The 19,396-nt window shown below is 42.1% G+C and carries 29 protein-coding genes and 1 pseudogene; 27 read left to right on the top strand and 3 right to left on the bottom strand.

Annotation, left to right across the window (positions count from 1 at the left end):
* Positions 1-9: 9 nt before the first annotated feature.
* The 23 genes and pseudogenes from rpsE to BA81_RS19980 all read left to right on the top strand — a co-directional run bounded on the left by rpsE (position 10) and on the right by BA81_RS19980 (position 13,912).
* The gene (rpsE, locus tag BA81_RS16980; RefSeq protein ID WP_007496332.1) at positions 10-510 is read left to right on the top strand and encodes a 30S ribosomal protein S5; all 501 of its coding nucleotides are present in this window, start codon (positions 10-12) and stop codon (positions 508-510) included.
* Positions 511-523: 13 nt separating this feature from the next.
* Entirely contained in the window at positions 524-706 is a 183-nt protein-coding gene (gene rpmD / locus BA81_RS16975; protein WP_003217067.1) for a 50S ribosomal protein L30, read from the top strand.
* A gap of 30 nt (positions 707-736) precedes the next feature.
* On the top strand, positions 737-1,177 hold the full coding sequence (gene rplO / locus BA81_RS16970; protein WP_003216888.1) for a 50S ribosomal protein L15: 441 nt from the start codon (positions 737-739) through the stop codon (positions 1,175-1,177).
* A 1-nt stretch (position 1,178) separates the two neighbouring features.
* The gene (gene secY, locus BA81_RS16965; RefSeq protein WP_007496334.1) at positions 1,179-2,471 is read left to right on the top strand and encodes a preprotein translocase subunit SecY; all 1,293 of its coding nucleotides are present in this window, start codon (positions 1,179-1,181) and stop codon (positions 2,469-2,471) included.
* 55 nt (positions 2,472-2,526) lie between these two features.
* Complete coding sequence (locus BA81_RS16960) at positions 2,527-3,180, top strand: adenylate kinase (protein ID WP_034283883.1); 654 nt, start codon at positions 2,527-2,529, stop codon at positions 3,178-3,180.
* On the top strand, positions 3,177-3,923 hold the full coding sequence (map, locus tag BA81_RS16955) for a type I methionyl aminopeptidase (protein ID WP_003217210.1): 747 nt from the start codon (positions 3,177-3,179) through the stop codon (positions 3,921-3,923). The genes BA81_RS16960 and map overlap by 4 nt, the downstream gene beginning before the upstream one ends.
* 27 nt (positions 3,924-3,950) lie before the next feature.
* A pseudogene (locus BA81_RS19985) lies at positions 3,951-4,257 on the top strand (KOW domain-containing RNA-binding protein).
* On the top strand, positions 4,235-4,453 hold the full coding sequence (gene infA / locus BA81_RS16950; protein ID WP_003217190.1) for a translation initiation factor IF-1: 219 nt from the start codon (positions 4,235-4,237) through the stop codon (positions 4,451-4,453). Before BA81_RS19985 ends, infA begins: the two are co-directional and overlap by 23 nt.
* A 31-nt stretch (positions 4,454-4,484) precedes the next feature.
* The gene (rpmJ, locus tag BA81_RS16945) at positions 4,485-4,598 is read left to right on the top strand and encodes a 50S ribosomal protein L36 (protein ID WP_003156543.1); all 114 of its coding nucleotides are present in this window, start codon (positions 4,485-4,487) and stop codon (positions 4,596-4,598) included.
* 21 nt (positions 4,599-4,619) lie between these two features.
* A complete protein-coding gene (rpsM, locus tag BA81_RS16940; protein WP_003217023.1) occupies positions 4,620-4,985 on the top strand; it encodes a 30S ribosomal protein S13 in 366 nt (121 codons plus the stop codon).
* Between the two features lie 20 nt (positions 4,986-5,005).
* Positions 5,006-5,401: a 30S ribosomal protein S11 gene (gene rpsK, locus BA81_RS16935; RefSeq protein ID WP_003217231.1), complete on the top strand. Its 396-nt coding sequence runs from the start codon at positions 5,006-5,008 to the stop codon at positions 5,399-5,401.
* 175 nt (positions 5,402-5,576) lie between these two features.
* Positions 5,577-6,521, top strand: a complete 945-nt coding sequence (locus tag BA81_RS16930; RefSeq protein WP_003217009.1) for a DNA-directed RNA polymerase subunit alpha — start codon at positions 5,577-5,579, stop codon at positions 6,519-6,521.
* Between the two features lie 75 nt (positions 6,522-6,596).
* Positions 6,597-6,959 (top strand): 50S ribosomal protein L17, encoded by a 363-nt coding sequence (rplQ, locus tag BA81_RS16925; RefSeq protein ID WP_003216944.1) that lies wholly within the window; start codon positions 6,597-6,599, stop codon positions 6,957-6,959.
* A gap of 125 nt (positions 6,960-7,084) precedes the next feature.
* The gene (locus BA81_RS16920) at positions 7,085-7,927 is read left to right on the top strand and encodes an energy-coupling factor ABC transporter ATP-binding protein (protein ID WP_008356549.1); all 843 of its coding nucleotides are present in this window, start codon (positions 7,085-7,087) and stop codon (positions 7,925-7,927) included.
* A complete protein-coding gene (locus BA81_RS16915; RefSeq protein WP_034283881.1) occupies positions 7,903-8,772 on the top strand; it encodes an energy-coupling factor ABC transporter ATP-binding protein in 870 nt (289 codons plus the stop codon). Before BA81_RS16920 ends, BA81_RS16915 begins: the two co-directional genes overlap by 25 nt.
* Positions 8,769-9,566: an energy-coupling factor transporter transmembrane component T family protein gene (locus tag BA81_RS16910; RefSeq protein WP_034283880.1), complete on the top strand. Its 798-nt coding sequence runs from the start codon at positions 8,769-8,771 to the stop codon at positions 9,564-9,566. The genes BA81_RS16915 and BA81_RS16910 overlap by 4 nt, the downstream gene beginning before the upstream one ends.
* 11 nt (positions 9,567-9,577) lie before the next feature.
* On the top strand, positions 9,578-10,321 hold the full coding sequence (gene truA / locus BA81_RS16905) for a tRNA pseudouridine(38-40) synthase TruA (RefSeq protein WP_034283879.1): 744 nt from the start codon (positions 9,578-9,580) through the stop codon (positions 10,319-10,321).
* 166 nt (positions 10,322-10,487) lie between these two features.
* Positions 10,488-10,925 (top strand): 50S ribosomal protein L13, encoded by a 438-nt coding sequence (rplM, locus tag BA81_RS16900; protein ID WP_003217042.1) that lies wholly within the window; start codon positions 10,488-10,490, stop codon positions 10,923-10,925.
* Positions 10,926-10,945: 20 nt separating this feature from the next.
* Positions 10,946-11,338 carry a 30S ribosomal protein S9 gene (gene rpsI, locus BA81_RS16895; protein ID WP_034283876.1) on the top strand — a complete coding sequence of 131 codons (393 nt, stop codon included), beginning with the start codon at positions 10,946-10,948 and terminating at the stop codon, positions 11,336-11,338.
* A gap of 173 nt (positions 11,339-11,511) precedes the next feature.
* Entirely contained in the window at positions 11,512-12,036 is a 525-nt protein-coding gene (locus BA81_RS16890; protein WP_034283874.1) for a GNAT family N-acetyltransferase, read from the top strand.
* A 277-nt stretch (positions 12,037-12,313) separates the two neighbouring features.
* Entirely contained in the window at positions 12,314-12,787 is a 474-nt protein-coding gene (locus tag BA81_RS16885) for a GNAT family N-acetyltransferase (RefSeq protein WP_034283872.1), read from the top strand.
* Positions 12,788-12,897: 110 nt separating this feature from the next.
* Positions 12,898-13,656 carry a serine hydrolase gene (locus tag BA81_RS16880; RefSeq protein WP_227001690.1) on the top strand — a complete coding sequence of 253 codons (759 nt, stop codon included), beginning with the start codon at positions 12,898-12,900 and terminating at the stop codon, positions 13,654-13,656.
* Positions 13,657-13,678: 22 nt separating this feature from the next.
* Positions 13,679-13,912 (top strand): hypothetical protein, encoded by a 234-nt coding sequence (locus BA81_RS19980; protein WP_227001691.1) that lies wholly within the window; start codon positions 13,679-13,681, stop codon positions 13,910-13,912.
* A 36-nt stretch (positions 13,913-13,948) separates the two neighbouring features.
* Here the strand turns inward: BA81_RS19980 and BA81_RS16875 are convergent, their stop codons facing one another.
* Positions 13,949-14,518: a DUF4825 domain-containing protein gene (locus BA81_RS16875; protein WP_034283871.1), complete on the bottom strand. Its 570-nt coding sequence runs from the start codon at positions 14,516-14,518 to the stop codon at positions 13,949-13,951.
* Between the two features lie 152 nt (positions 14,519-14,670).
* Here BA81_RS16875 and BA81_RS16870 point away from each other — a divergent pair, with 152 nt between their 5' ends.
* From BA81_RS16870 to BA81_RS16860, 3 genes are all read left to right on the top strand, one after another.
* Positions 14,671-15,114 (top strand): DUF2521 family protein, encoded by a 444-nt coding sequence (locus tag BA81_RS16870; protein WP_034283869.1) that lies wholly within the window; start codon positions 14,671-14,673, stop codon positions 15,112-15,114.
* A 58-nt stretch (positions 15,115-15,172) separates the two neighbouring features.
* Positions 15,173-15,886: an N-acetylmuramoyl-L-alanine amidase CwlD gene (cwlD, locus tag BA81_RS16865; RefSeq protein ID WP_034283867.1), complete on the top strand. Its 714-nt coding sequence runs from the start codon at positions 15,173-15,175 to the stop codon at positions 15,884-15,886.
* A 103-nt stretch (positions 15,887-15,989) separates the two neighbouring features.
* Positions 15,990-17,048: an Mrp/NBP35 family ATP-binding protein gene (locus BA81_RS16860; protein WP_024425873.1), complete on the top strand. Its 1,059-nt coding sequence runs from the start codon at positions 15,990-15,992 to the stop codon at positions 17,046-17,048.
* Between the two features lie 37 nt (positions 17,049-17,085).
* Here BA81_RS16860 and gerD read toward each other — a convergent pair whose 3' ends face one another.
* A complete protein-coding gene (gene gerD / locus BA81_RS16855) occupies positions 17,086-17,664 on the bottom strand; it encodes a spore germination lipoprotein GerD (protein WP_034283865.1) in 579 nt (192 codons plus the stop codon).
* Positions 17,665-17,754: 90 nt separating this feature from the next.
* On the opposite strand from gerD, the gene BA81_RS16850 reads away from it, so the two are divergent.
* Positions 17,755-18,357 (top strand): KinB-signaling pathway activation protein, encoded by a 603-nt coding sequence (locus tag BA81_RS16850; RefSeq protein WP_034283864.1) that lies wholly within the window; start codon positions 17,755-17,757, stop codon positions 18,355-18,357.
* Here BA81_RS16850 and pdaB read toward each other — a convergent pair.
* Positions 18,350-19,114, bottom strand: a complete 765-nt coding sequence (gene pdaB, locus BA81_RS16845) for a polysaccharide deacetylase family sporulation protein PdaB (protein WP_024425619.1) — start codon at positions 19,112-19,114, stop codon at positions 18,350-18,352. The two genes, BA81_RS16850 and pdaB, sit on opposite strands and share 8 nt — an antisense overlap.
* Positions 19,115-19,396: the final 282 nt, after the last annotated feature.

The following is a 19,396-nucleotide window of genomic DNA, read 5'->3' as shown; positions in this document are numbered from 1 at the left end:
CACATCCGAATGAGTCGTATTGACCCAAGCAAATTAGAGTTAGAAGAACGCTTAGTTACGGTTAACCGCGTAGCGAAAGTTGTTAAAGGTGGACGTCGTTTCCGTTTTGCAGCTTTAGTTGTTGTCGGTGACAAAAACGGTCATGTAGGTTTCGGTACTGGTAAAGCACAAGAAGTACCAGAAGCGATCCGCAAAGCTGTTGAAGATGCGAAAAAGAATTTAATTGAAGTACCAATGGTTGGAACTACAATTCCACATGAAATCATCGGTCGATTCGGTGCAGGAAACGTTCTATTGAAGCCTGCTTCAGAAGGTACAGGAGTTATCGCTGGAGGCCCAGTTCGTGCGGTACTTGAGCTTGCTGGTCTAGCTGATATCCTTTCTAAATCTCTAGGTTCTAATACACCGATCAACATGATCCGCGCAACACTTCAAGGTTTAAGTGAGCTTAAACGTGCTGAAGATGTAGCGAAGCTTCGTGGAAAATCTGTAGAAGACCTGTTAGGATAAGGAGGGAACAATAATGGCAAATAAATTAGAAATTACCCTCAAACGCAGTGTAATCGGTCGCCCTGAAGATCAGCGTGTCACTGTTCGTACTCTTGGTCTTAAGAAAACAAACCAAACAGTCGTACATGAAGACAATGCAGCGATCCGCGGCATGATTAACAAGGTGTCTCATTTAGTTTCTGTTAAAGAACAATAAAACATTTTTAATCGATAAGGAGGTGCCCAAATGAAACTTCATGAATTGAAGCCTTCAGAAGGTTCACGTAAAGTACGCAACCGTGTTGGTCGTGGTATTGGATCAGGTAACGGTAAAACTTCTGGTAAAGGTCATAAAGGTCAAAACGCTCGTTCTGGCGGCGGTGTACGCCCTGGTTTCGAAGGTGGTCAGATGCCTTTATTCCAACGCCTTCCAAAACGTGGTTTTACAAACATCAACCGTAAAGATTACGCGGTAATCAACTTAGACAGATTAAACAGTTTTGACGAAGGAACGGAAGTAACTCCTGAACTTCTTCTAGAGACTGGTGCAATAAGCAAGTTAAAAGCAGGAGTAAAAATTCTTGGCAACGGTAAATTAGAAAAAAAATTAACTGTAAAAGCCAATAAATTCTCTGCTTCTGCGAAAGAAGCGATTGAAGCTGCTGGCGGTACAGCCGAGGTGATCTAACTTGTTTAAGACAATCTCCAATTTTATGCGCGTGAAAGATATACGGAATAAGATTATATTCACACTTTTAATGTTAGTCGTCTTTCGTATAGGTGCTTTCATCCCTGTGCCTAATGTGAACGCCGAAGTTCTCCAGGCACAGGATCAAATGAGTGTTTTCGGAATCCTCAACACGTTTGGGGGCGGGGCACTTTTCCAATTCTCCATTCTTGCAATGGGGATTATGCCGTATATCACTGCTTCGATCATCATTCAGCTCTTGCAGATGGATGTTGTTCCGAAGTTTACTGAGTGGTCAAAGCAAGGAGAGGTTGGCCGCCGAAAATTAGCACAATTCACAAGGTATTTTACAATTGTTCTAGGATTTATCCAGGCGCTAGGAATGTCATATGGATTTAACAATATGGCAGGAGGCATGCTGATTGAAAACCCTGGTGTTTCAACGTATCTCTTAATTGCGGTCGTACTCACTGCGGGAACAGCATTTTTAATGTGGCTGGGTGAGCAGATTACTGCTCACGGTGTTGGTAACGGTATTTCGATTATTATCTTTGCCGGTATCATCGCTGGTATCCCTCAAACATTAAAACAAGTGTACGCTCAACAATTTGTAGGTGGAGATGGACAGCTGTTCATGCAAATCCTTAAAATTGCCCTTATTGTCATTGCCATTCTTGTCATTGTTATCGGTGTTATTTACATTCAAATGGCAGTGAGAAAGATTGCAATTCAATATTCAAAGGGAACTGGCCGTGCACAAATGTCTGCTAGTCAAGCAACGCACCTTCCATTAAAAGTGAATCCAGCAGGGGTGATTCCAGTCATCTTTGCCGTTTCTTTCATTATTACTCCGCAGACGATCGCATCGTTCTTCGGAACCAATAATGTGACAACTTGGATAACCAACAACTTTGACTATACTAAGCCAATCGGTATGACGATTTATGTAGCACTGATTGTTGCTTTCACATATTTTTATGCCTTTGTCCAAGTCAATCCTGAACAAATGGCTGAAAATCTGCAAAAGCAGGGTGGCTATATCCCGGGAGTTCGTCCAGGGAAAATGACTCAAGATAGAATTACGAGCATTTTGTACCGACTCACGTTTGTGGGCGCCATTTTCTTAGCCGTGATTTCAATACTTCCTATCTTTTTCATTCAATTCGCTGGATTACCTTCCGCTGCACAAATTGGCGGCACAAGTCTTCTCATTGTTGTAGGTGTTGCACTTGAAACAATGAAACAGCTTGAAAGCCAATTAGTGAAACGAAATTACCGTGGATTTATGAAATAAAACAGAGGGCTGGGCAGCTGCCCAACCTCTCTAAGTAAGGAAGGGGAAATCCGAAATGAACTTAGTCTTAATGGGGCTTCCGGGTGCTGGTAAAGGCACTCAGGCAGAACGAATTGTTGATGATTATGGGATTCCTCATATCTCAACAGGAGATATGTTCCGCGCTGCTATGAAAGAGGAGACACAACTTGGGCTCGAAGCAAAATCCTTTATCGATAAAGGAGAGCTTGTTCCTGATGAGGTCACAATCGGTATTGTTAGAGAAAGACTTGGCAAAAATGATTGTGAACAAGGTTTTCTTCTGGACGGATTTCCGCGAACAGTCGCTCAGGCTGAAGCTTTAGAAGAAATTCTAAAGGACCTTGGCAGAACGATTGATTATGTCATTAATATTAAAGTCGATAAAGATGCTTTGATGGAGCGTCTGACTGGCCGAAGAATTTGCAAAAATTGCGGAGCAACATATCATTTAGTATTCAATCCACCTGCGAAAGAAAATGTTTGCGACAAGTGTGGAGGCGAGCTTTATCAACGTGCAGATGATAATGCAGAAACCGTTTCGACTAGACTTGAAGTAAACTTAAAGCAGACTGAACCTTTACTGAACTTCTATTCAGAAAAAGGATATCTTGTAAACATTGATGGTGCGAAGCACATTAACGATGTGTATGCAGATATCAAGGACCTGCTTGGAGGATTAAATAAATGATTATCTGTAAAACTCCTCGCGAGCTTGAGATTATGAGAGAAGCTGGACGTATTGTCGCACTGACTCATGAAGAGCTGAAGAAACATATAAAACCAGGTATTTCGACAAAAGAATTGGATCAAATTGCCGAACGTTTTATTACAAAGCAGGGTGCAATCCCATCTTTTAAAGGGTATAATGGTTTTCGCGGGAGCATTTGCGTTTCGGTGAATGAAGAACTCGTTCACGGTATTCCTGGTAAACGGGTTTTACGTGATGGTGACATCATTAGTATCGATATTGGCGCAAAGTTAAATGGCTATCATGGTGACTCTGCTTGGACTTATCCAGTTGGGGTAATCAGTGATGAAGACCGCAAACTACTGGAAGTCACAGAGGAATCTCTATATAAAGGCTTACAGGAAGCAAAGCCAGGCGAACGTCTGTCGAACATTTCCCATGCCATACAAACGTATGTTGAAAATGAAAATTTTTCAGTTGTTAGAGAATATGTTGGACATGGGGTCGGACAGGATCTTCATGAGGACCCTCAAATTCCTCATTATGGTCCGCCCAACAAAGGCCCGCGGCTAAAACCTGGGATGGTGTTGGCCATCGAACCGATGGTGAACGCAGGCAGCCGATATGTGAAAACATTGGCTGATAACTGGACGGTTGTAACGGTTGATGGGAAAAAGTGTGCTCATTTTGAGCATACGATTGCGATTACAGATACAGGTTTTGATATACTGACTAAGATTTAGGTCTTCACTGAAGCCTTTCAGGCCCAAATCGGGCAGGTTGTCTGTATAGTCCAAAGAAAGAACAAGATCAGTATACAGGTGTCATCGGCATGTTCGTTGGCTGCCATGTACTAATCGCAGACGGAGAAAAGCGTAAATTTCATTCTCCTAAGAAAAAATATCAATCATATAACCTTTTATGATTGCGTATCTCCGGAAGTTCAGAACAGTATATTCAAAACAGGTCGGGTGATAGATGAACAATTGAGAGATTCTCATTTGGACATTTGTCAGAGAGCAAGTTACTGATTTGAAGAAGGGAGAACACTTGAATGGCGAAAGACGATGTAATTGAAGTGGAAGGTACTGTAGCAGAAACTTTGCCAAACGCAATGTTCAAAGTTGAACTAGAGAATGGTCATACAGTTTTGGCTCATGTATCAGGAAAAATCCGTATGCACTTCATTCGCATTTTACCTGGAGACAAAGTTACGGTAGAATTATCTCCATATGACTTAACTCGTGGTAGAATTACGTACCGTTACAAATAAAGCAACTCCGGAAGAAGGAGGTTGGAAACACATGAAAGTGAGACCATCTGTTAAACCTATCTGTGAAAAATGTAAAGTGATTCGCAGAAAAGGAAAAGTAATGGTGATCTGTGAAAACCCAAAACATAAACAAAAACAAGGCTAATAACAAGGAGGTGCCCAAATCATGGCTCGTATTGCTGGTGTAGATATTCCACGTGATAAGCGTGTTGTCATTTCTTTAACATATGTTTTTGGAATTGGTCGTACGACTGCGCAACAAGTCCTTAAAGAAGCAGGTGTTTCTGAAGACACTCGCGTTCGCGATCTAACTGAAGACGAACTTGGTAAAATCCGTGATATCATTGACAAACTTAAAGTAGAAGGTGACCTTCGTCGTGAAGTTTCACTTAACATTAAGCGTCTAATTGAAATCGGAAGCTACCGCGGAATCCGTCATCGTAGAGGACTTCCTGTTCGTGGACAAAACACAAAAAACAACGCGCGTACTCGTAAAGGTCCGCGTCGTACTGTAGCTAACAAGAAAAAATAAGTAAAGGAGGTAGTTAAAGAATGGCTGCTGCTCGTAAACAAAATACGCGTAAACGTCGCGTGAAAAAGAATATTGAAGCTGGAATCGCTCATATCCGTTCCACTTTCAACAACACGATTGTAACGATTACTGATGTTCATGGAAACGCAATTTCTTGGTCAAGTGCTGGTGCATTAGGATTCAGAGGTTCTCGTAAATCTACTCCTTTCGCTGCACAAATGGCTGCTGAAACTGCTGCTAAAGGTTCTATCGAACACGGTCTTAAAACACTTGAAGTAACTGTTAAAGGTCCTGGTTCTGGTCGTGAAGCTGCAATTCGTGCACTTCAAGCTGCAGGTCTTGAAGTTACTGCAATTAGAGACGTAACTCCAGTTCCTCATAACGGATGCCGTCCACCAAAACGTCGCCGCGTGTAATTTGTTTGTATAGATTTTGTGTCCCTGTCAATAATGGGTTATGATACAGTTATTTATGAGACGAATACACGACTCGTTGCCTGAGCACATACGGGACTAAACAATGAGGAATTTCGGATGGAATCTCATATGATTCTATTCGAGGTTTCGACGTTTTGAAGGAGGGTTTTATTAGATGATCGAAATTGAAAAACCAAAAATCGAAACGGTTGAAATCAGCGACGATGCCAAGTATGGCAAGTTTGTCGTAGAGCCACTTGAGCGTGGATATGGTACCACTTTAGGGAACTCCCTTCGTCGTATCCTTTTATCCTCACTTCCTGGTGCAGCTGTAACATCGATCCAGATAGATGGTGTCTTACACGAATTCTCAACGATCGAAGGCGTGGTTGAAGATGTTACAACGATTATCTTAAACATTAAAAAGCTTGCACTCAAAATCTACTCTGAAGAAGAGAAGACGCTTGAAATTGATGTACAAGATGAAGGTACTGTAACAGCTGCTGATATTACACACGACAGCGATATTGAAATCTTAAATCCAGATCTTCACATCGCAACTCTTGGCAAGAATGCGAGCTTCCGTGTTCGCTTAACTGCACAAAGAGGTCGCGGGTACAATCCTGCTGATGCAAACAAAAGAGACGATCAGCCAATCGGTGTGATTCCGATCGACTCAATCTATACACCTGTATCTCGTGTGACTTATCAAGTGGAGAACACCCGTGTTGGGCAAATCACAAACTATGATAAATTAACACTAGATGTATGGACTGATGGAAGCACAGGACCGAAAGAAGCGATCGCTCTAGGTTCTAAGATTTTAACTGAACACTTGAATATTTTCGTTGGGTTAACTGACGAAGCTCAGCATGCTGAAATCATGGTTGAGAAAGAAGAAGACCAAAAAGAAAAAGTGCTTGAAATGACAATTGAAGAGCTTGATCTTTCTGTTCGTTCTTACAACTGTTTGAAGCGTGCGGGTATTAACACTGTTCAAGAGCTTGCTAACAAGACAGAAGAGGATATGATGAAAGTTCGTAACCTTGGACGTAAATCTCTTGAAGAAGTGAAAGCGAAACTAGAAGAACTTGGACTGGGTCTTCGTAAAGACGATTGACTAGTTTCATTGTGAACTAGGATTTTCGTGTGTTTTTTATTCATACAGCATCTCTAATTAAGGAGGGGACATCACATGGCATACAGAAAGCTAGGACGCACTAGTGCACAACGTAAAGCAATGCTTCGTGACCTAACGACTGATTTGATCATCAACGAACGCATCGAAACAACTGAAACACGTGCGAAAGAACTTCGCTCTGTAGTTGAAAAAATGATCACTCTTGGCAAACGCGGAGATCTTCATGCTCGCCGTCAAGCTGCAGCTTACATTCGTAATGAAGTAGCTAACGCTGAAACAAACCAAGATGCACTTCAAAAATTATTCGCTGACGTTGCAACTCGCTACGAAGATCGCCAAGGTGGATACACTCGTATCATGAAGCTTGGACCTCGTCGCGGCGATGGCGCACCAATGGCTGTCATTGAATTAGTTTAATCACATATCGTGTATCTAAGAAAGGGCGGGACAGTTCATAACTGGATCTATGCCCTTTTTTAGGTACTACGGCTTTTTTAGGAATAAGCAAAGAAGAGGTTGAGCTGAGAGGAGGTCCGGTAGAGATGGGGAAGACATTAATTGACGTAAAGGACATTGTATTTCGTTATCACAAGGATGCGGACAAGCCCGCTTTAGATCAAGTGTCACTGCATGTGAATCAAAATGAATGGCTCGCCATTGTTGGTCATAACGGTTCAGGTAAATCCACACTTGCCCGTGTGCTGAATGGGCTCATTTTACCGGATGCTGGTACGGTCAAGGTTGGAGAGATTGAGCTCAAAGAAGAAAGTGTTTGGGATATTCGCAAAAAGGTTGGAATGGTCTTTCAAAACCCAGATAACCAATTTGTGGGCTCAACAGTTCGTGATGATGTGGCTTTTGGTTTAGAAAATAACGGGGTTGAGCGGGAATTGATGATAGAACGTGTAGATTGGGCTGTCAAACAGGTCAATATGCAGGAGTTTCTTGATCAAGAGCCGCACCATCTATCAGGCGGGCAGAAGCAGAGAGTCGCCATTGCAGGTGTGCTTGCCGCAAGCCCTGACATCATGATCTTGGATGAAGCAACATCAATGCTCGATCCGATTGGCCGTGAAGAAGTGTTAGAGACTGTTAGACTACTGAAGGAACAAGGAACAGTCACAGTCATTTCCATCACACATGATTTAGACGAGGCTGCCAAAGCAGACCGCGTCATTGTGATGAATGGCGGGAAGAAATTTGCCGAGGGAACGCCAGAGGAAGTATTTGAACTAGATGAACAGCTGGTTCAGATTGGACTTGATCTGCCATTTTCCTATCGATTGAGCAAGCAATTGAAGCAGCAAGGTGTGCCGCTTGCAAATGCCCATTTGACACAAGAAGGATTGGTGAAAGAGCTATGGACATTACGATCAAAGAATTAGAGCATCGTTATCAAATGAAAACGCCGTTTGAGCGTCTTGCTTTGTATGATGTCAATGCTTCCATCAAAGAGGGCAGCTATGTCGCTGTCATTGGTCATACGGGCTCTGGTAAGTCTACATTGCTGCAGCATTTAAATGGATTGCTCAAACCAACGAAGGGGAGCATTGCGCTTGGAAAGACAGTTTTACAAGCTAATAAAAAGCAGAAGGATATGAAACCCCTCCGGAAAAAGGTAGGCATCGTGTTTCAGTTTCCTGAGCATCAGCTCTTTGAGGAAACCATCCTCAAGGATATCTGCTTTGGCCCGATGAACTTCGGCGTTCCTCAAGAGAAGGCAGAAGCGAAGGCGAAGGAGATGCTGAAACTGGTTGGTCTTCCTGAGTCCCTATTATCTCGATCTCCCTTTGAACTAAGCGGCGGTCAAATGAGACGTGTGGCGATTGCAGGCGTTTTAGCGATGGAGCCAGAGGTGCTTGTGCTTGATGAGCCGACTGCTGGGCTGGATCCACGCGGGCGGAAGGAAATCATGGACATGTTCTATGATCTTCATCATAAGGCAAACCTCACCACGATTCTGGTCACACACAGTATGGAAGATGCCGCTCATTATGCGGATCAAATGATTGTGATGCATAAAGGGACAGTGAAGGCGACAGGTACGCCGAGAGAGTTGTTTGCCAATCGTACAGACATGTCTTCGTTTGGTCTCGACCTCCCAGAAACGATTAAATTCCAGCAGACTGTAGAAGAAAAGCTTGGTATTACGTTTCCAAGGCCGCTTCTGACGATGGATGAAATGGCAGAAGCCTTAACAGCTCTTTATCAGGAGGACACGACATCATGATGGATAGTATGATTATCGGCAAATATGTGCCAGGTTCATCCTTTGTCCATCGTCTTGATCCAAGGACAAAGCTGTTATCAATTTTCTTTTTTGTCTTTATTGTTTTTTTTGCTAATAATTACATCACTTACGGGCTTTTAGGTGTCTTTACCATCCTTGTGGTGATGGTTTCTCAGGTGCCGCTATACTTTATTCTCAAGGGAATGAAGCCGATCCTATGGATTGTCCTGTTTACCTTTATTCTGCATATTTTCATGACAAAGGATGGCGCCTTGCTATTCCACTTTGGTTTTCTGAATATTTATGAAGAAGGTTTAAAGCAAGGAATATTCATTTCACTCCGTTTTGTCTATCTCATCATGATGACGACACTTCTTACGTTAACCACAACGCCTATAGAAGTGACAGACGGGATGGAGAAGCTTCTGCACCCATTCCGTAAAATCAAACTGCCTGTTCATGAGCTTGCTCTCATGATGTCCATCTCTCTTCGGTTTATTCCGACGTTATTAGAAGAGACGGATAAAATCATGAAGGCACAAATGGCACGAGGTGTTGATTTTACAAGCGGGCCTTTAAAGGATCGCATGAAAGCCATCGTTCCTTTGCTTGTTCCGCTTTTCGTCAGTGCGTTTAAGCGTGCAGAAGAACTGGCGACCGCGATGGAAGCGAGAGGCTACCGCGGGGGAGAAGGACGGACGAAGTACCGTCAGCTTGTCTGGGGCATGAAGGACACGTTCACGCTGCTTTTATTCATCTTGTTAACAGCACTCCTTGTGCTGCTTAGAAATTAGGTGATTCCTAGATGAAGGTCAAATGTACCGTATCCTACGATGGGACACATTTTAAAGGCTATCAGGTGCAGCCAGGGCAGCGAACCGTTCAGACGGAGATAGAGTCAGCCCTTGCAAGAATGCACAAACAGGATGAACTGATTCCGATTGTGGCTTCCGGCCGGACGGACAGCGGTGTCCATGCAAAGGGACAGGTCATCCATTTTGACACCCCGCTCTCGATCCCGATGGAGAGATGGCCTTTTGCCCTTAACAGCTTGCTGCCGGATGATATCCGTGTTCTAAAGGCTGAGGAGGTCGATGACTCGTTTCATGCCAGATTTGGTGTTGTTTCGAAGGAGTACCGTTATAAGGTCTCAACGGAAACACACCAAAATGTGTTCACGAGACAGTATGCCTGCCACTATCCTTACCGGCTGGATATCGATAAAATGAGAGAAGCCGCTGAGCACCTGATTGGGACGCATGACTTTACAAGCTTCTGTGCGGCCAATACGGAGGTTCAGGACAAGGTGAGGGTTATTTATGCCCTTGAGTGGAAAAACGTCTCAGACGGGCTTGAAATGCGTGTGAGAGGGAATGGCTTTTTATACAACATGGTGCGGATTATCGCTGGAACGTTGCTTGAAATCGGTTCTGGTAAATTTCACCCTGAGGAGATAAAAGCTATGCTTGCCGCCCGAAATCGCGAAGCGGCAGGCAAGACTGCGCCTAGTCACGGACTGTATTTATGGGAAGTTTTCTATGACAACTAAACCAGGTGTAACATGTTCTTGACACAGGAAGCAGAAAGTTATAAGATATCATATGGTATGTATTTCAACCCCACAAATAAGCCCCGGAAGACTTATCTTGTGTTTTGAAATAGAACGTAGCATTTGATTCAAGGAAAATTCATTGATTTATTTAGGAGGGAAACTCATGCGTACAACACCAATGGCGAACGCAAGCACAATTGAGCGCAAATGGCTAGTTGTTGATGCGGCAGGCAAGACTCTAGGTCGTCTTTCTACTGAAGTAGCATCACTTTTGCGCGGTAAGCACAAACCAACTTATACACCACACGTTGATACAGGTGATCACGTCATCATCATCAATGCTGAGAAAATTGAATTAACAGGTAAGAAATTGACGGACAAAATTTACTACCGTCACACGATGCACCCAGGCGGTTTGAAACAAAGAACTGCTCTTGAGATGCGTACAAACTACCCTGAGAAAATGTTGGAGCTTGCTATCAAAGGTATGCTTCCAAAGGGTCCACTAGGTCGTCAAATGTTCAAAAAATTAAATGTGTACCGTGGTTCTGAGCATCCACATCAAGCACAACAACCTGAAGTTTACGAACTTCGCGGTTAATTATAAGGGAGGTTAACAATTTGGCACAGGTTCAATATTACGGTACAGGTCGTCGTAAAAGTTCTGTAGCGCGCGTTCGCTTAGTTCCAGGTGAAGGCCGTATCGTCGTTAATAATCGTGAAATTACTGAATACATTCCATTCGCTGCTTTAATCGAAGACGTGAAACAGCCTTTGAACATCACAGAAACAGCTAACAGCTACGATGTTCTTGTAAATGTTCACGGTGGTGGATTCTCTGGTCAAGCTGGAGCAATTCGTCACGGTATCTCTCGTGCTCTTCTAGAAGTAGATCCTGAGTACCGTACACCACTTAAACGTGCTGGACTTCTTACTCGTGATCCTCGTATGAAAGAGCGTAAGAAATACGGTCTTAAAGGCGCACGTAGAGCTCCTCAGTTCTCAAAACGTTAATCAATTTTATATTGTATGGACGTTTTACAAAGGTTTGTTACAGACAAACCTTATAAAAAAAGCATCAGCATCCTGCTGGTGCTTTTTTATTTGTGTTTTTTTCTGTTTGGAAACATATAAAATAGGATCATAGCAAGGTTTTGTTTAAAACACGAAGTCTATGGAGGTGTCATATGAATCTAACAACAGAAAGGTGTTTCATTCGATCATTTGCTGAGGATGATTGGCATGATGTTTATGCATATACATCTGATCCGGCGGTGATGAAGTATATTCCGGAAGGTGTTTTTTCTAAAGAAAATGCGAAGGAATTTGTTAAAAATAATCGTCTTAAAAAAGCCAAGAATTTTGCTGTTCTATTAAAAGAAGATCAGATATGCATCGGACATATCGTGTTTCATTCTTACTTTGGTGAGCACACATATGAGATTGGCTGGGTCTTCAATCCTGCCTATCAAAACAAGGGCTATGCATCAGAAGCGGCGTATGCTGTCTTACATCATGGTTTTCACACACTAAACTTACATCGGATCATTGCCACTTGTCAGCCTGAGAATGTGCCATCGTGGAGAGTGATGGAGAAAATGGGGATGAGGAGAGAGGGGTATTTTAAAAAATGTATACCACAAGGAAATGAGTGGTGGGATGAATTTTACTATGCCATCTTACAAGAGGAATGGTTCGTGAAGAGGGCTTGATAAGTTTTCATGATATGAAGTAATTCACCATTTCAAATATCACTCCGCTTTCGATGTTGATATAATCAGATCAAATAAGCAGAAGAGGGACTTCGCCATGAGGATCTTTGAAGCATTTCTTATCATTGAGTTTTCTCATTCAAGAAAACCAAGGGTACACACTGCCGCCTAGTTATGTGGTTAAAAAAAGCAGCTGATCAAATCTTATAGAAAAACGGTTGCAATTGGTATTTTGGTAAGTGAAGATAGTTTACGTCCATCCCAGGAGGTGCTTTCATTGAATCTAAATCAATTAACATGTAGAGAAGCCGTGCAAGAAGACCTCGACAAAATCATCTTCATGCTTTCAGATGATAAGTTAGGTCAAAAGAGAGAGCGTTACACTCGCCCGTTATTAGAAAGCTATATCAAAGCCTTTCATTCAATCGATGCTGATCCAAATATTGAACTCATTGTTGCGTGTGACCAGGAAGAAGTAGTTGGTGTTCTTCAGTTAACCATGACGCCATTTCTTACACATCAAGGAGGATGGAGAGCATCCATCGAAGGAGTTCGGACGGCTTCGACCCATAGAGGAAAAGGAGTCGGCTCGCTGCTTATAAAGTGGGCCATTCAACGCGCAAGCGACCGCGGATGTCATATGGTCCAGCTGACAACAGACAAACAGAGGCCAGAAGCACGCCATTTTTATGAGAAATTAGGGTTTGAAGCCACGCATGAAGGAATGAAGCTACATCTGCCCCATGAATAAGGACATCAAGAAGCGGAGGATTCACGAACCTCTGCTTTTTTGTGCCTTTATTTGAAATATTTGTTATATTAAACATGTAAATCCTCTGTTATTTGGAAAGGAGAAACATGTTGCAGAAAATCGGTTTAAAGGAAGCGATGGAAGACCTTTTGACATTTGTAACAAAGAACAAAAAGGAAGTATCAGTGACAATCATTGAAAATGAAGATGTGGTGTTAGAGTGGAATGCTGATCAAAAAACGCCACTTGCAAGTACGGTGAAATTAGTGGTTTTATTTCATTTTGTTAAAGCTGTATCGAGCGGCGCCATCAAGCTAGAGGAAAAAGTGGCATTGTCTGATATAGAGCGGTTTTATATTGATAGAACAGACGGTGGTGCGCACGCGTACTGGCTGGAGATCAATGATTTTTCTGAGCATGCGACTTTATTAGATGTTGCCAAAGGGATGATGCAATTCAGTTCGAATGCTTGTACGGATTATTTGATTGACCGGCTGGGCTTAGAAAAGATTAATGATCAGATGAAACAAGCAGGTCTTACAGAACATGATGAACTCATGCCGCTCACACCAATGATTTTGTGGTCCGCTTATGTATCTGATCGTCGGCGGAATGCATTCAAGAAAATGAGCGGTGTATCCGAAGAACAATACAAATCTCTAATGAATGAGATTTTTAATATCATGAAAAATGACCCAGAGCATAAAAAGGCGTTAGAAGAAAAAATGAAAAAAAATAACTTATTAGGCTGGCGTATTCAATCATTACTGACGCAAAAGTTGACAAAGTCTACAACCAATCAATATGCACATTTTATGAAACGTCTCCAGGATGAGCTGTTAACATATAGAAGAAAAGAGTCTTTTTAGCCAAATCGTACTGGGAGAAACATTGAAAAAGGAAACAGATCAATATTTTTGGTATAAAGGCGGAGCAACATTGTTTGTTTTCACAGGTGCTTTATATCGAAGAACAGATACATCCTCTATCTCCATCTCTCTTTTTATCAATGATCCGAAAGCGAACAATTCTCATTGGATTGGGGAAGTATTCAACGAATTTATGCTTACTGCAGCAGTGAATCAAAACTTTCGACAACGATTGATTCAGGCATTCACTACATAAACATCAAAAAACAGAGGGAAACTTCCCTCTGTTTTATTATTTCTGTATTGGAAACGCTTTGTATACATCTTGGCGTTTCTTTTTTGACTTCACAACTCCATCAACCAGTTCCTTTTGCCAAAGCGCTGTATCGTCTTTGTACTTTTTAAAAGGGTGAGGGAGCTCTTTTTCTAGCTGTTTTCTTTTAAACGTGACGGACGGCTCGTCTTTAGAGCTCATGTTAAGTGTCACTTGCTCTACGTTATCGACCAGAATAAAAAGTGCGATGGCGTTGTATAAATACGTTTTTTCGATCGTATCCTTTTGATCAAACCAGAAGGCGTCAAACTGTTCTTCTGTATAGCCGGCATTTTCTTTTATCCCATACGTGACGTCTAATGCTTTCCCATCGATGATTTCAAATTCACGAATGACGCCTCCAGGAAGATCTGATAAGATTTCACGAATGGCTGAATTGTCACCGAGATACGTGTTTTTGTGTGTTGAAAGTTGTTTTAAGGATATGTCTGCTATTCCTTTCATATCGCTCTTTTTCTCGCTGGCTTGACTGCTGCATGCAGATAGGACGACTGTAAGTAGCAGCAGGATATACATCCATTTCTTCATTGATTTTGCCCCTTTATCATTCTTTCTATATGTAAATGTCTATTTTATCACAATTTTCCATTCCGATCGTTCACAGGCCGTCATTTCCATTTACTGAACTGCATGTTTTGTTCAAACCAACGAACAATACAAAGAAAAAAGGAGTTCAGTCCATGGCAGAAGTGCTTTCATTTTATCAACTGAAAACAAAACGAGATGTCACGCTTGAAAAGAAGCTTTTGCGTACATTGTCTCTTCAACAAGTAACGGCTGCTTCCGAGAAATTCACAAAGAAGCTGTTTCCATTTGCAGATGATCCAGCTGGTATTATGAGTGATGGCTGCATCGATTTCGCCATTGAAGCTTTCTTAGCTGGCGGGAGATACGGTGAGTCGAGTAAATACGGCGAATCATTCGACGATATCAAAAAGCGGTCCTTCCAGGAGGAAGCTGAGCTGATTGAAGAGCTGGCAGGATGCTTGCAATCGTGGGGGAATATGTTCCGTATGGAGCGGAAAATGTCATGTTTATATCCATTTGCAAAGGATTTTTTAAGCATGTGGTGGCAGGAAGGCTTTCGTGAATCAGAAAAAAGACACAAGCTTCGGCTGCACTAAGCATATTTCCAGTCCTTGTCCCATATCTATAAAATAATGGTGTATGGGAGGGACAGGGATGAAAAGAAAGCTGAAGTGGACAGGGTTTTTAATTGGGTTTATTGTCCTCTTATTCTTATTCAGGTTTCAATTTCTAAATGATGATTCATGGAAATCGTGGAATTTGCCTCTAAGCGGGAAGATCATCTATTTAGATCCGGGGCACGGCGGTCCAGATGGAGGGGCTGTAGGAGGAGAACTGCTTGAGAAAGAGATTGCACTGGATGTATCCATGAAGATACGTGACTATTTGCAGGAGCAGGGAGCGCTTGTTCTCATGACCCGAGAGGATGATTCTGATTTATCATCAAAGAATACAAGGGGATATGCCCGGAAGAAAGCGGAGGATTTAAGGAACCGCGTCAAAGTCATCAATGAATCTGAAGCGGATCTCTATTTAAGCATTCATTTAAATGCGATACCATCAAACAAATGGAGCGGGGCTCAGACGTTTTTTTACGGAAAGTATGAAGAAAATGAAAAGGCAGCGAAGTTCATTCAAGATGAATTGCGCAGGAATCTTGAAAACACAGATCGAAAGGCGAAGCGGATCAACGGCATTTATTTAATGCAAAATGTCACAAAGCCAGGAGCTCTTGTGGAAATTGGATTTCTCTCCAACCCGAAAGAGGCTGGCCAGCTGGCAACACCTAAATATCAGGATCAAATTGCTGCCTCTATTTATAAAGGGATTTTAAGATATTTAACAGAGCAAAAAGAGCCTCCTGAATAAGGGGCTTTTTCCTTTTGATCGCAGGCAAACAGGACAGACATTGTAAGGATATGTATGATATACTTGGATTGTAAACGAATTCAATAAAGGGTGAGGTTCTGCTATGATCGGACAAGATGATGTGAGAAAACTAGTTGGGAAGATGGACGAACCTTTCCTTCATATACCGCTTGGTGAGCTGGATGCCATCAAGGAAATCAGCCTAAAGCCTGAGAAAGAGCATGTGAGCCTAAAGGTGGCCATTGCTAAAACAGGCACTGCTGAGCAGATGAAGCTGCAGCAAGACATCGTACAAGCCTTGAAAGCAGCAGGCGCTAACACAGTAGGACTTCGTTTTGAGGAACTGCCTCAGGAAACACTTGAAAAGTTTATGCCATCACAAGATGAGGAAGAAACCTTGCTTAACTCTAAAAATCCGCCTGAGTTCTTAGCGATTGCGAGTGGAAAGGGCGGCGTTGGTAAATCGACTGTTTCTGTTAACCTTGCTGTAGCGCTCGCTCGTCTAGGGAAAAAAGTCGGGCTGATTGATGCTGATATTTATGGCTTTAGTGTACCGGATATGATGGGAATCACTGTAAGACCAACAGTTAAGGGGGAAAAAATTATTCCTGTGGAGCGCTTTGGTGTCAAAGTGATTTCAATGGGCTTTTTTGTTGAAGAAAATGCACCGGTTATTTGGAGAGGACCGATGCTTGGAAAAATGTTAAATAACTTCTTCCACGAAGTTGAGTGGGGAGAATTAGATTACTTACTATTAGACCTTCCGCCTGGAACGGGAGATGTGGCGCTTGATATTCATACAATGCTGCCTAGCTGTAAAGAAATCATTGTCACTACACCGCATCCGACGGCTGCCTTCGTTGCAGCAAGAGCAGGCGCAATGGCACTGCAAACAGATCATGAGGTGCTCGGGGTCGTTGAGAATATGAGCTATTATGAAAGCAAAAAAACAGGTGAAAAGGAATACGTCTTTGGAAAAGGCGGCGGTGACAAGCTGGCTGAAGAGCTGCGTGTATCAGTCCTTGGCCAAATTCCTTTAAGACAGCCTGATTGGAATGAGGATGATTTCGCGCCCTCTGTCTATGATGCGAGTCATCCGACAGGAGAAGTGTATCAACACATTGCAAATAAAGTCATTGAACAATTAGCAGTGAAAGCATAATGAAAGCCCGAGTGGATGAATGCCACTCGGGTGATATTTAACTGTCGCTTCCTTGCGATCCGGAATCACTGCTGCTTTCAGATGCTGCCTTTTTGAGCTCATCTTCGAATTTCTTCTTATAAAGAGGGCTGCTTAATGTTTCCGTAATGACTTTTTCTAAGTGTTTTCTAAACTCTTTGCTTTTTACCAGTTCACCGTATTTCTTTTCCATCTCAGGATCCTTGAGAATATCCATCATCAGCTGTTGATAGTCAGGATCCTTCATTAGCTGTTTTAACATTCTTTCATGCTGTTGCTGCATGGATTTTGCGAAAGTCTCGGCAAATTTAGAATCCTCAAAGACCTTCTTCCAGAACTCTTTGCCTTTATCAGAAGTCAGTGTTTTCTCTATCGTTTTTTTCACAGTTTGTTCATCCATTACCAAAGCTTCATTCATTGCCTCGTCATTTAATAACTGTTGAATGGCCTTTTTACCGTCATCTGTCTTTAATATATCGACGACCATTTTTTTTGTTTCGTCATAGTCCATATTAGATGAGGATTGGGTTTTGGGAGCACAAGCTGTTAGAGATAAAAGAAGAAAACAGCTCATTATACGCAAGATGCCTTTTGACATACTGTGGCTCCTTTCGTTACATGTCTTACTTTTAATATGAATGTTTCACGTAAATTTATACATAACAAAAATAGGGGTTGGATCAATTCAATGAAAAGTCGGGATTTAGTTCGTTTTTTCTTCTCTGTGCTAGCTGTTGGAGCGGTCATTACAAGCGTGGTAGGCTTTGCGCTGGAGTGGGGGAAATATCAGAAGCTTTTTATATCGTTTGAAATTCTAGAGATCGCATCTGTATTGTTTTGGTTCATTGGTGTAGGGATGATCTTTAGTGTCATTAGCCAGATGGGGTTTGTTGTCTTCTTGACGGTGCACCGGTTTGCGTTAGAGATTTTCCGGTCACATTCTTTATGGAATACCATTCAGCTGTTTCTTGTGATTTTTGTGCTGTTTGATTTAGCTTACTTGCGATTTTTGTTTTTCGGGGAGAATGATTCATTTCTTCCATACTTGTGGCTGCCTGTTTTTATCGGTGTGTTTGCATTGATCGTGGCTTATTTTAAACAGCAGCAGTCCTCTAAGAAAACATTTGTTTCTGCAATGTTTCTCATGGTCGTCATCACGTCGTTAGAATGGTTCCCGGCGCTCAGAGTCAATGAAGAGGACTGGCTGTATTTAATGCTGTTCCCGCTATTAGGCTGTAATGCGTTTCAGCTTTTAGCGATGCCGCGGTTTTCAAAAGCGAAAGCTACTTAACTTCTGATGACTTTGTTTTCGTGTTGGAGATCAGTTCGCCAACTGTCACATTTTTTAAATGCTTTTCTTTTATTTGTTTCAAAATAGCTGGTAAGGCTTGAGCGGTTTGGGTTGCTGAATCTGAGGCGTGAAGGAGAACAATGTCTCCGCTTTTCATTCGATCATTTACATTTTGAACAATTTGGTCGACACCCGGATTCAGCCAATCCTGTGAATTGATGCTGTAATGAACAACGGTATAACCGTACTGTGTGGCAATTTTCAGTGCTGTTTCGTTAAACTGTCCAGTTGGCGGTCTTAATAGTTGAATGTCATCTAGTCCAAGCTTTTGAAATGTATTTTGTGCACGGACAAGATCTTGCTTGATTTCACTATCTTCAAGCTGGCTATAATTTTTATAAGCATAGCCGAGGCTTCCAATTTGATGGCCGTCCTCCCTAATTTGTTTCACGATATCAGGATGACGCTCAGCCCAAGAAGCAGACAGAAAGAAAGTGGCGTTCTTTATACCGTACTCTCGAAGGACATTTAAAATAGGAACAGCCTTCTCATCCCCCCAGCCAATATTAAAAGTGAGAGAGACATGTTTTGATGAAGTCTCTCCTTTATAAATGGCTCGGGGTCCATGTTCAGTTTTAAATACCGACAGCGGCGGTGCCTTTTGTACATAAAAAAAGGTTGCAGCTGCAAGGGCTGCTACAAGAATAATGACAACTTGCTTCAGCCGTTTAATAGGCAACACATATAATCGACTCAATTCAAACACTCCTGCCTTGTCCAAGATTGTTACTTGATTGTATGCAGGACAAGGGTTTAAGATGCTTAATAAAACTATTTCAAAAAAAGTTTCGAAAAGGCGTTGACCAATAGAATGTTTTCGTGATATATTATTAATCGTCGCTGACACACAGTGACAAACACAAAACGCTTCGGGAAATAAACTTGAAAAAAGTTGTTGACATAAGATGAAGCGAAATGTTATATTATTAAAGCCGCTAAGAACGGCGGAGATGATCTTTGAAAACTAAACAAGACAAAA

The organism is Bacillus safensis FO-36b (assembly GCF_000691165.1).
Classification (GTDB): domain Bacteria; phylum Bacillota; class Bacilli; order Bacillales; family Bacillaceae; genus Bacillus; species Bacillus safensis.
This window is presented reverse-complemented; position numbering and strand designations above follow the sequence as displayed.

Excerpts from the sequence above, each read along its gene's own strand:
- truA (WP_034283879.1), top strand. The coding sequence starts at position 9,578 with ATGAAGGTCAAATGTACCGTATCCTACGATGGGACACATTTTAAAGGC.
- map (WP_003217210.1), top strand. The coding sequence starts at position 3,177 with ATGATTATCTGTAAAACTCCTCGCGAGCTTGAGATTATGAGAGAAGCT.
- rplQ (WP_003216944.1), top strand. The coding sequence starts at position 6,597 with ATGGCATACAGAAAGCTAGGACGCACTAGTGCACAACGTAAAGCAATG.
- BA81_RS16875 (WP_034283871.1), bottom strand. The coding sequence starts at position 14,518 with ATGAAGAAATGGATGTATATCCTGCTGCTACTTACAGTCGTCCTATCT.
- BA81_RS16920 (WP_008356549.1), top strand. The coding sequence starts at position 7,085 with ATGGGGAAGACATTAATTGACGTAAAGGACATTGTATTTCGTTATCAC.
- BA81_RS16890 (WP_034283874.1), top strand. The coding sequence starts at position 11,512 with ATGAATCTAACAACAGAAAGGTGTTTCATTCGATCATTTGCTGAGGAT.
- BA81_RS16850 (WP_034283864.1), top strand. The coding sequence starts at position 17,755 with ATGAAAAGTCGGGATTTAGTTCGTTTTTTCTTCTCTGTGCTAGCTGTT.
- rpsM (WP_003217023.1), top strand. The coding sequence starts at position 4,620 with ATGGCTCGTATTGCTGGTGTAGATATTCCACGTGATAAGCGTGTTGTC.
- BA81_RS16960 (WP_034283883.1), top strand. The coding sequence starts at position 2,527 with ATGAACTTAGTCTTAATGGGGCTTCCGGGTGCTGGTAAAGGCACTCAG.
- BA81_RS16910 (WP_034283880.1), top strand. The coding sequence starts at position 8,769 with ATGATGGATAGTATGATTATCGGCAAATATGTGCCAGGTTCATCCTTT.
- BA81_RS16870 (WP_034283869.1), top strand. The coding sequence starts at position 14,671 with ATGGCAGAAGTGCTTTCATTTTATCAACTGAAAACAAAACGAGATGTC.
- rpsK (WP_003217231.1), top strand. The coding sequence starts at position 5,006 with ATGGCTGCTGCTCGTAAACAAAATACGCGTAAACGTCGCGTGAAAAAG.
- rplM (WP_003217042.1), top strand. The coding sequence starts at position 10,488 with ATGCGTACAACACCAATGGCGAACGCAAGCACAATTGAGCGCAAATGG.
- BA81_RS16930 (WP_003217009.1), top strand. The coding sequence starts at position 5,577 with ATGATCGAAATTGAAAAACCAAAAATCGAAACGGTTGAAATCAGCGAC.
- cwlD (WP_034283867.1), top strand. The coding sequence starts at position 15,173 with ATGAAAAGAAAGCTGAAGTGGACAGGGTTTTTAATTGGGTTTATTGTC.
- rpmJ (WP_003156543.1), top strand. The coding sequence starts at position 4,485 with ATGAAAGTGAGACCATCTGTTAAACCTATCTGTGAAAAATGTAAAGTG.
- rplO (WP_003216888.1), top strand. The coding sequence starts at position 737 with ATGAAACTTCATGAATTGAAGCCTTCAGAAGGTTCACGTAAAGTACGC.
- rpsE (WP_007496332.1), top strand. The coding sequence starts at position 10 with ATGAGTCGTATTGACCCAAGCAAATTAGAGTTAGAAGAACGCTTAGTT.
- BA81_RS16860 (WP_024425873.1), top strand. The coding sequence starts at position 15,990 with ATGATCGGACAAGATGATGTGAGAAAACTAGTTGGGAAGATGGACGAA.
- BA81_RS16915 (WP_034283881.1), top strand. The coding sequence starts at position 7,903 with ATGGACATTACGATCAAAGAATTAGAGCATCGTTATCAAATGAAAACG.
- rpmD (WP_003217067.1), top strand. The coding sequence starts at position 524 with ATGGCAAATAAATTAGAAATTACCCTCAAACGCAGTGTAATCGGTCGC.
- gerD (WP_034283865.1), bottom strand. The coding sequence starts at position 17,664 with ATGTCAAAAGGCATCTTGCGTATAATGAGCTGTTTTCTTCTTTTATCT.
- infA (WP_003217190.1), top strand. The coding sequence starts at position 4,235 with ATGGCGAAAGACGATGTAATTGAAGTGGAAGGTACTGTAGCAGAAACT.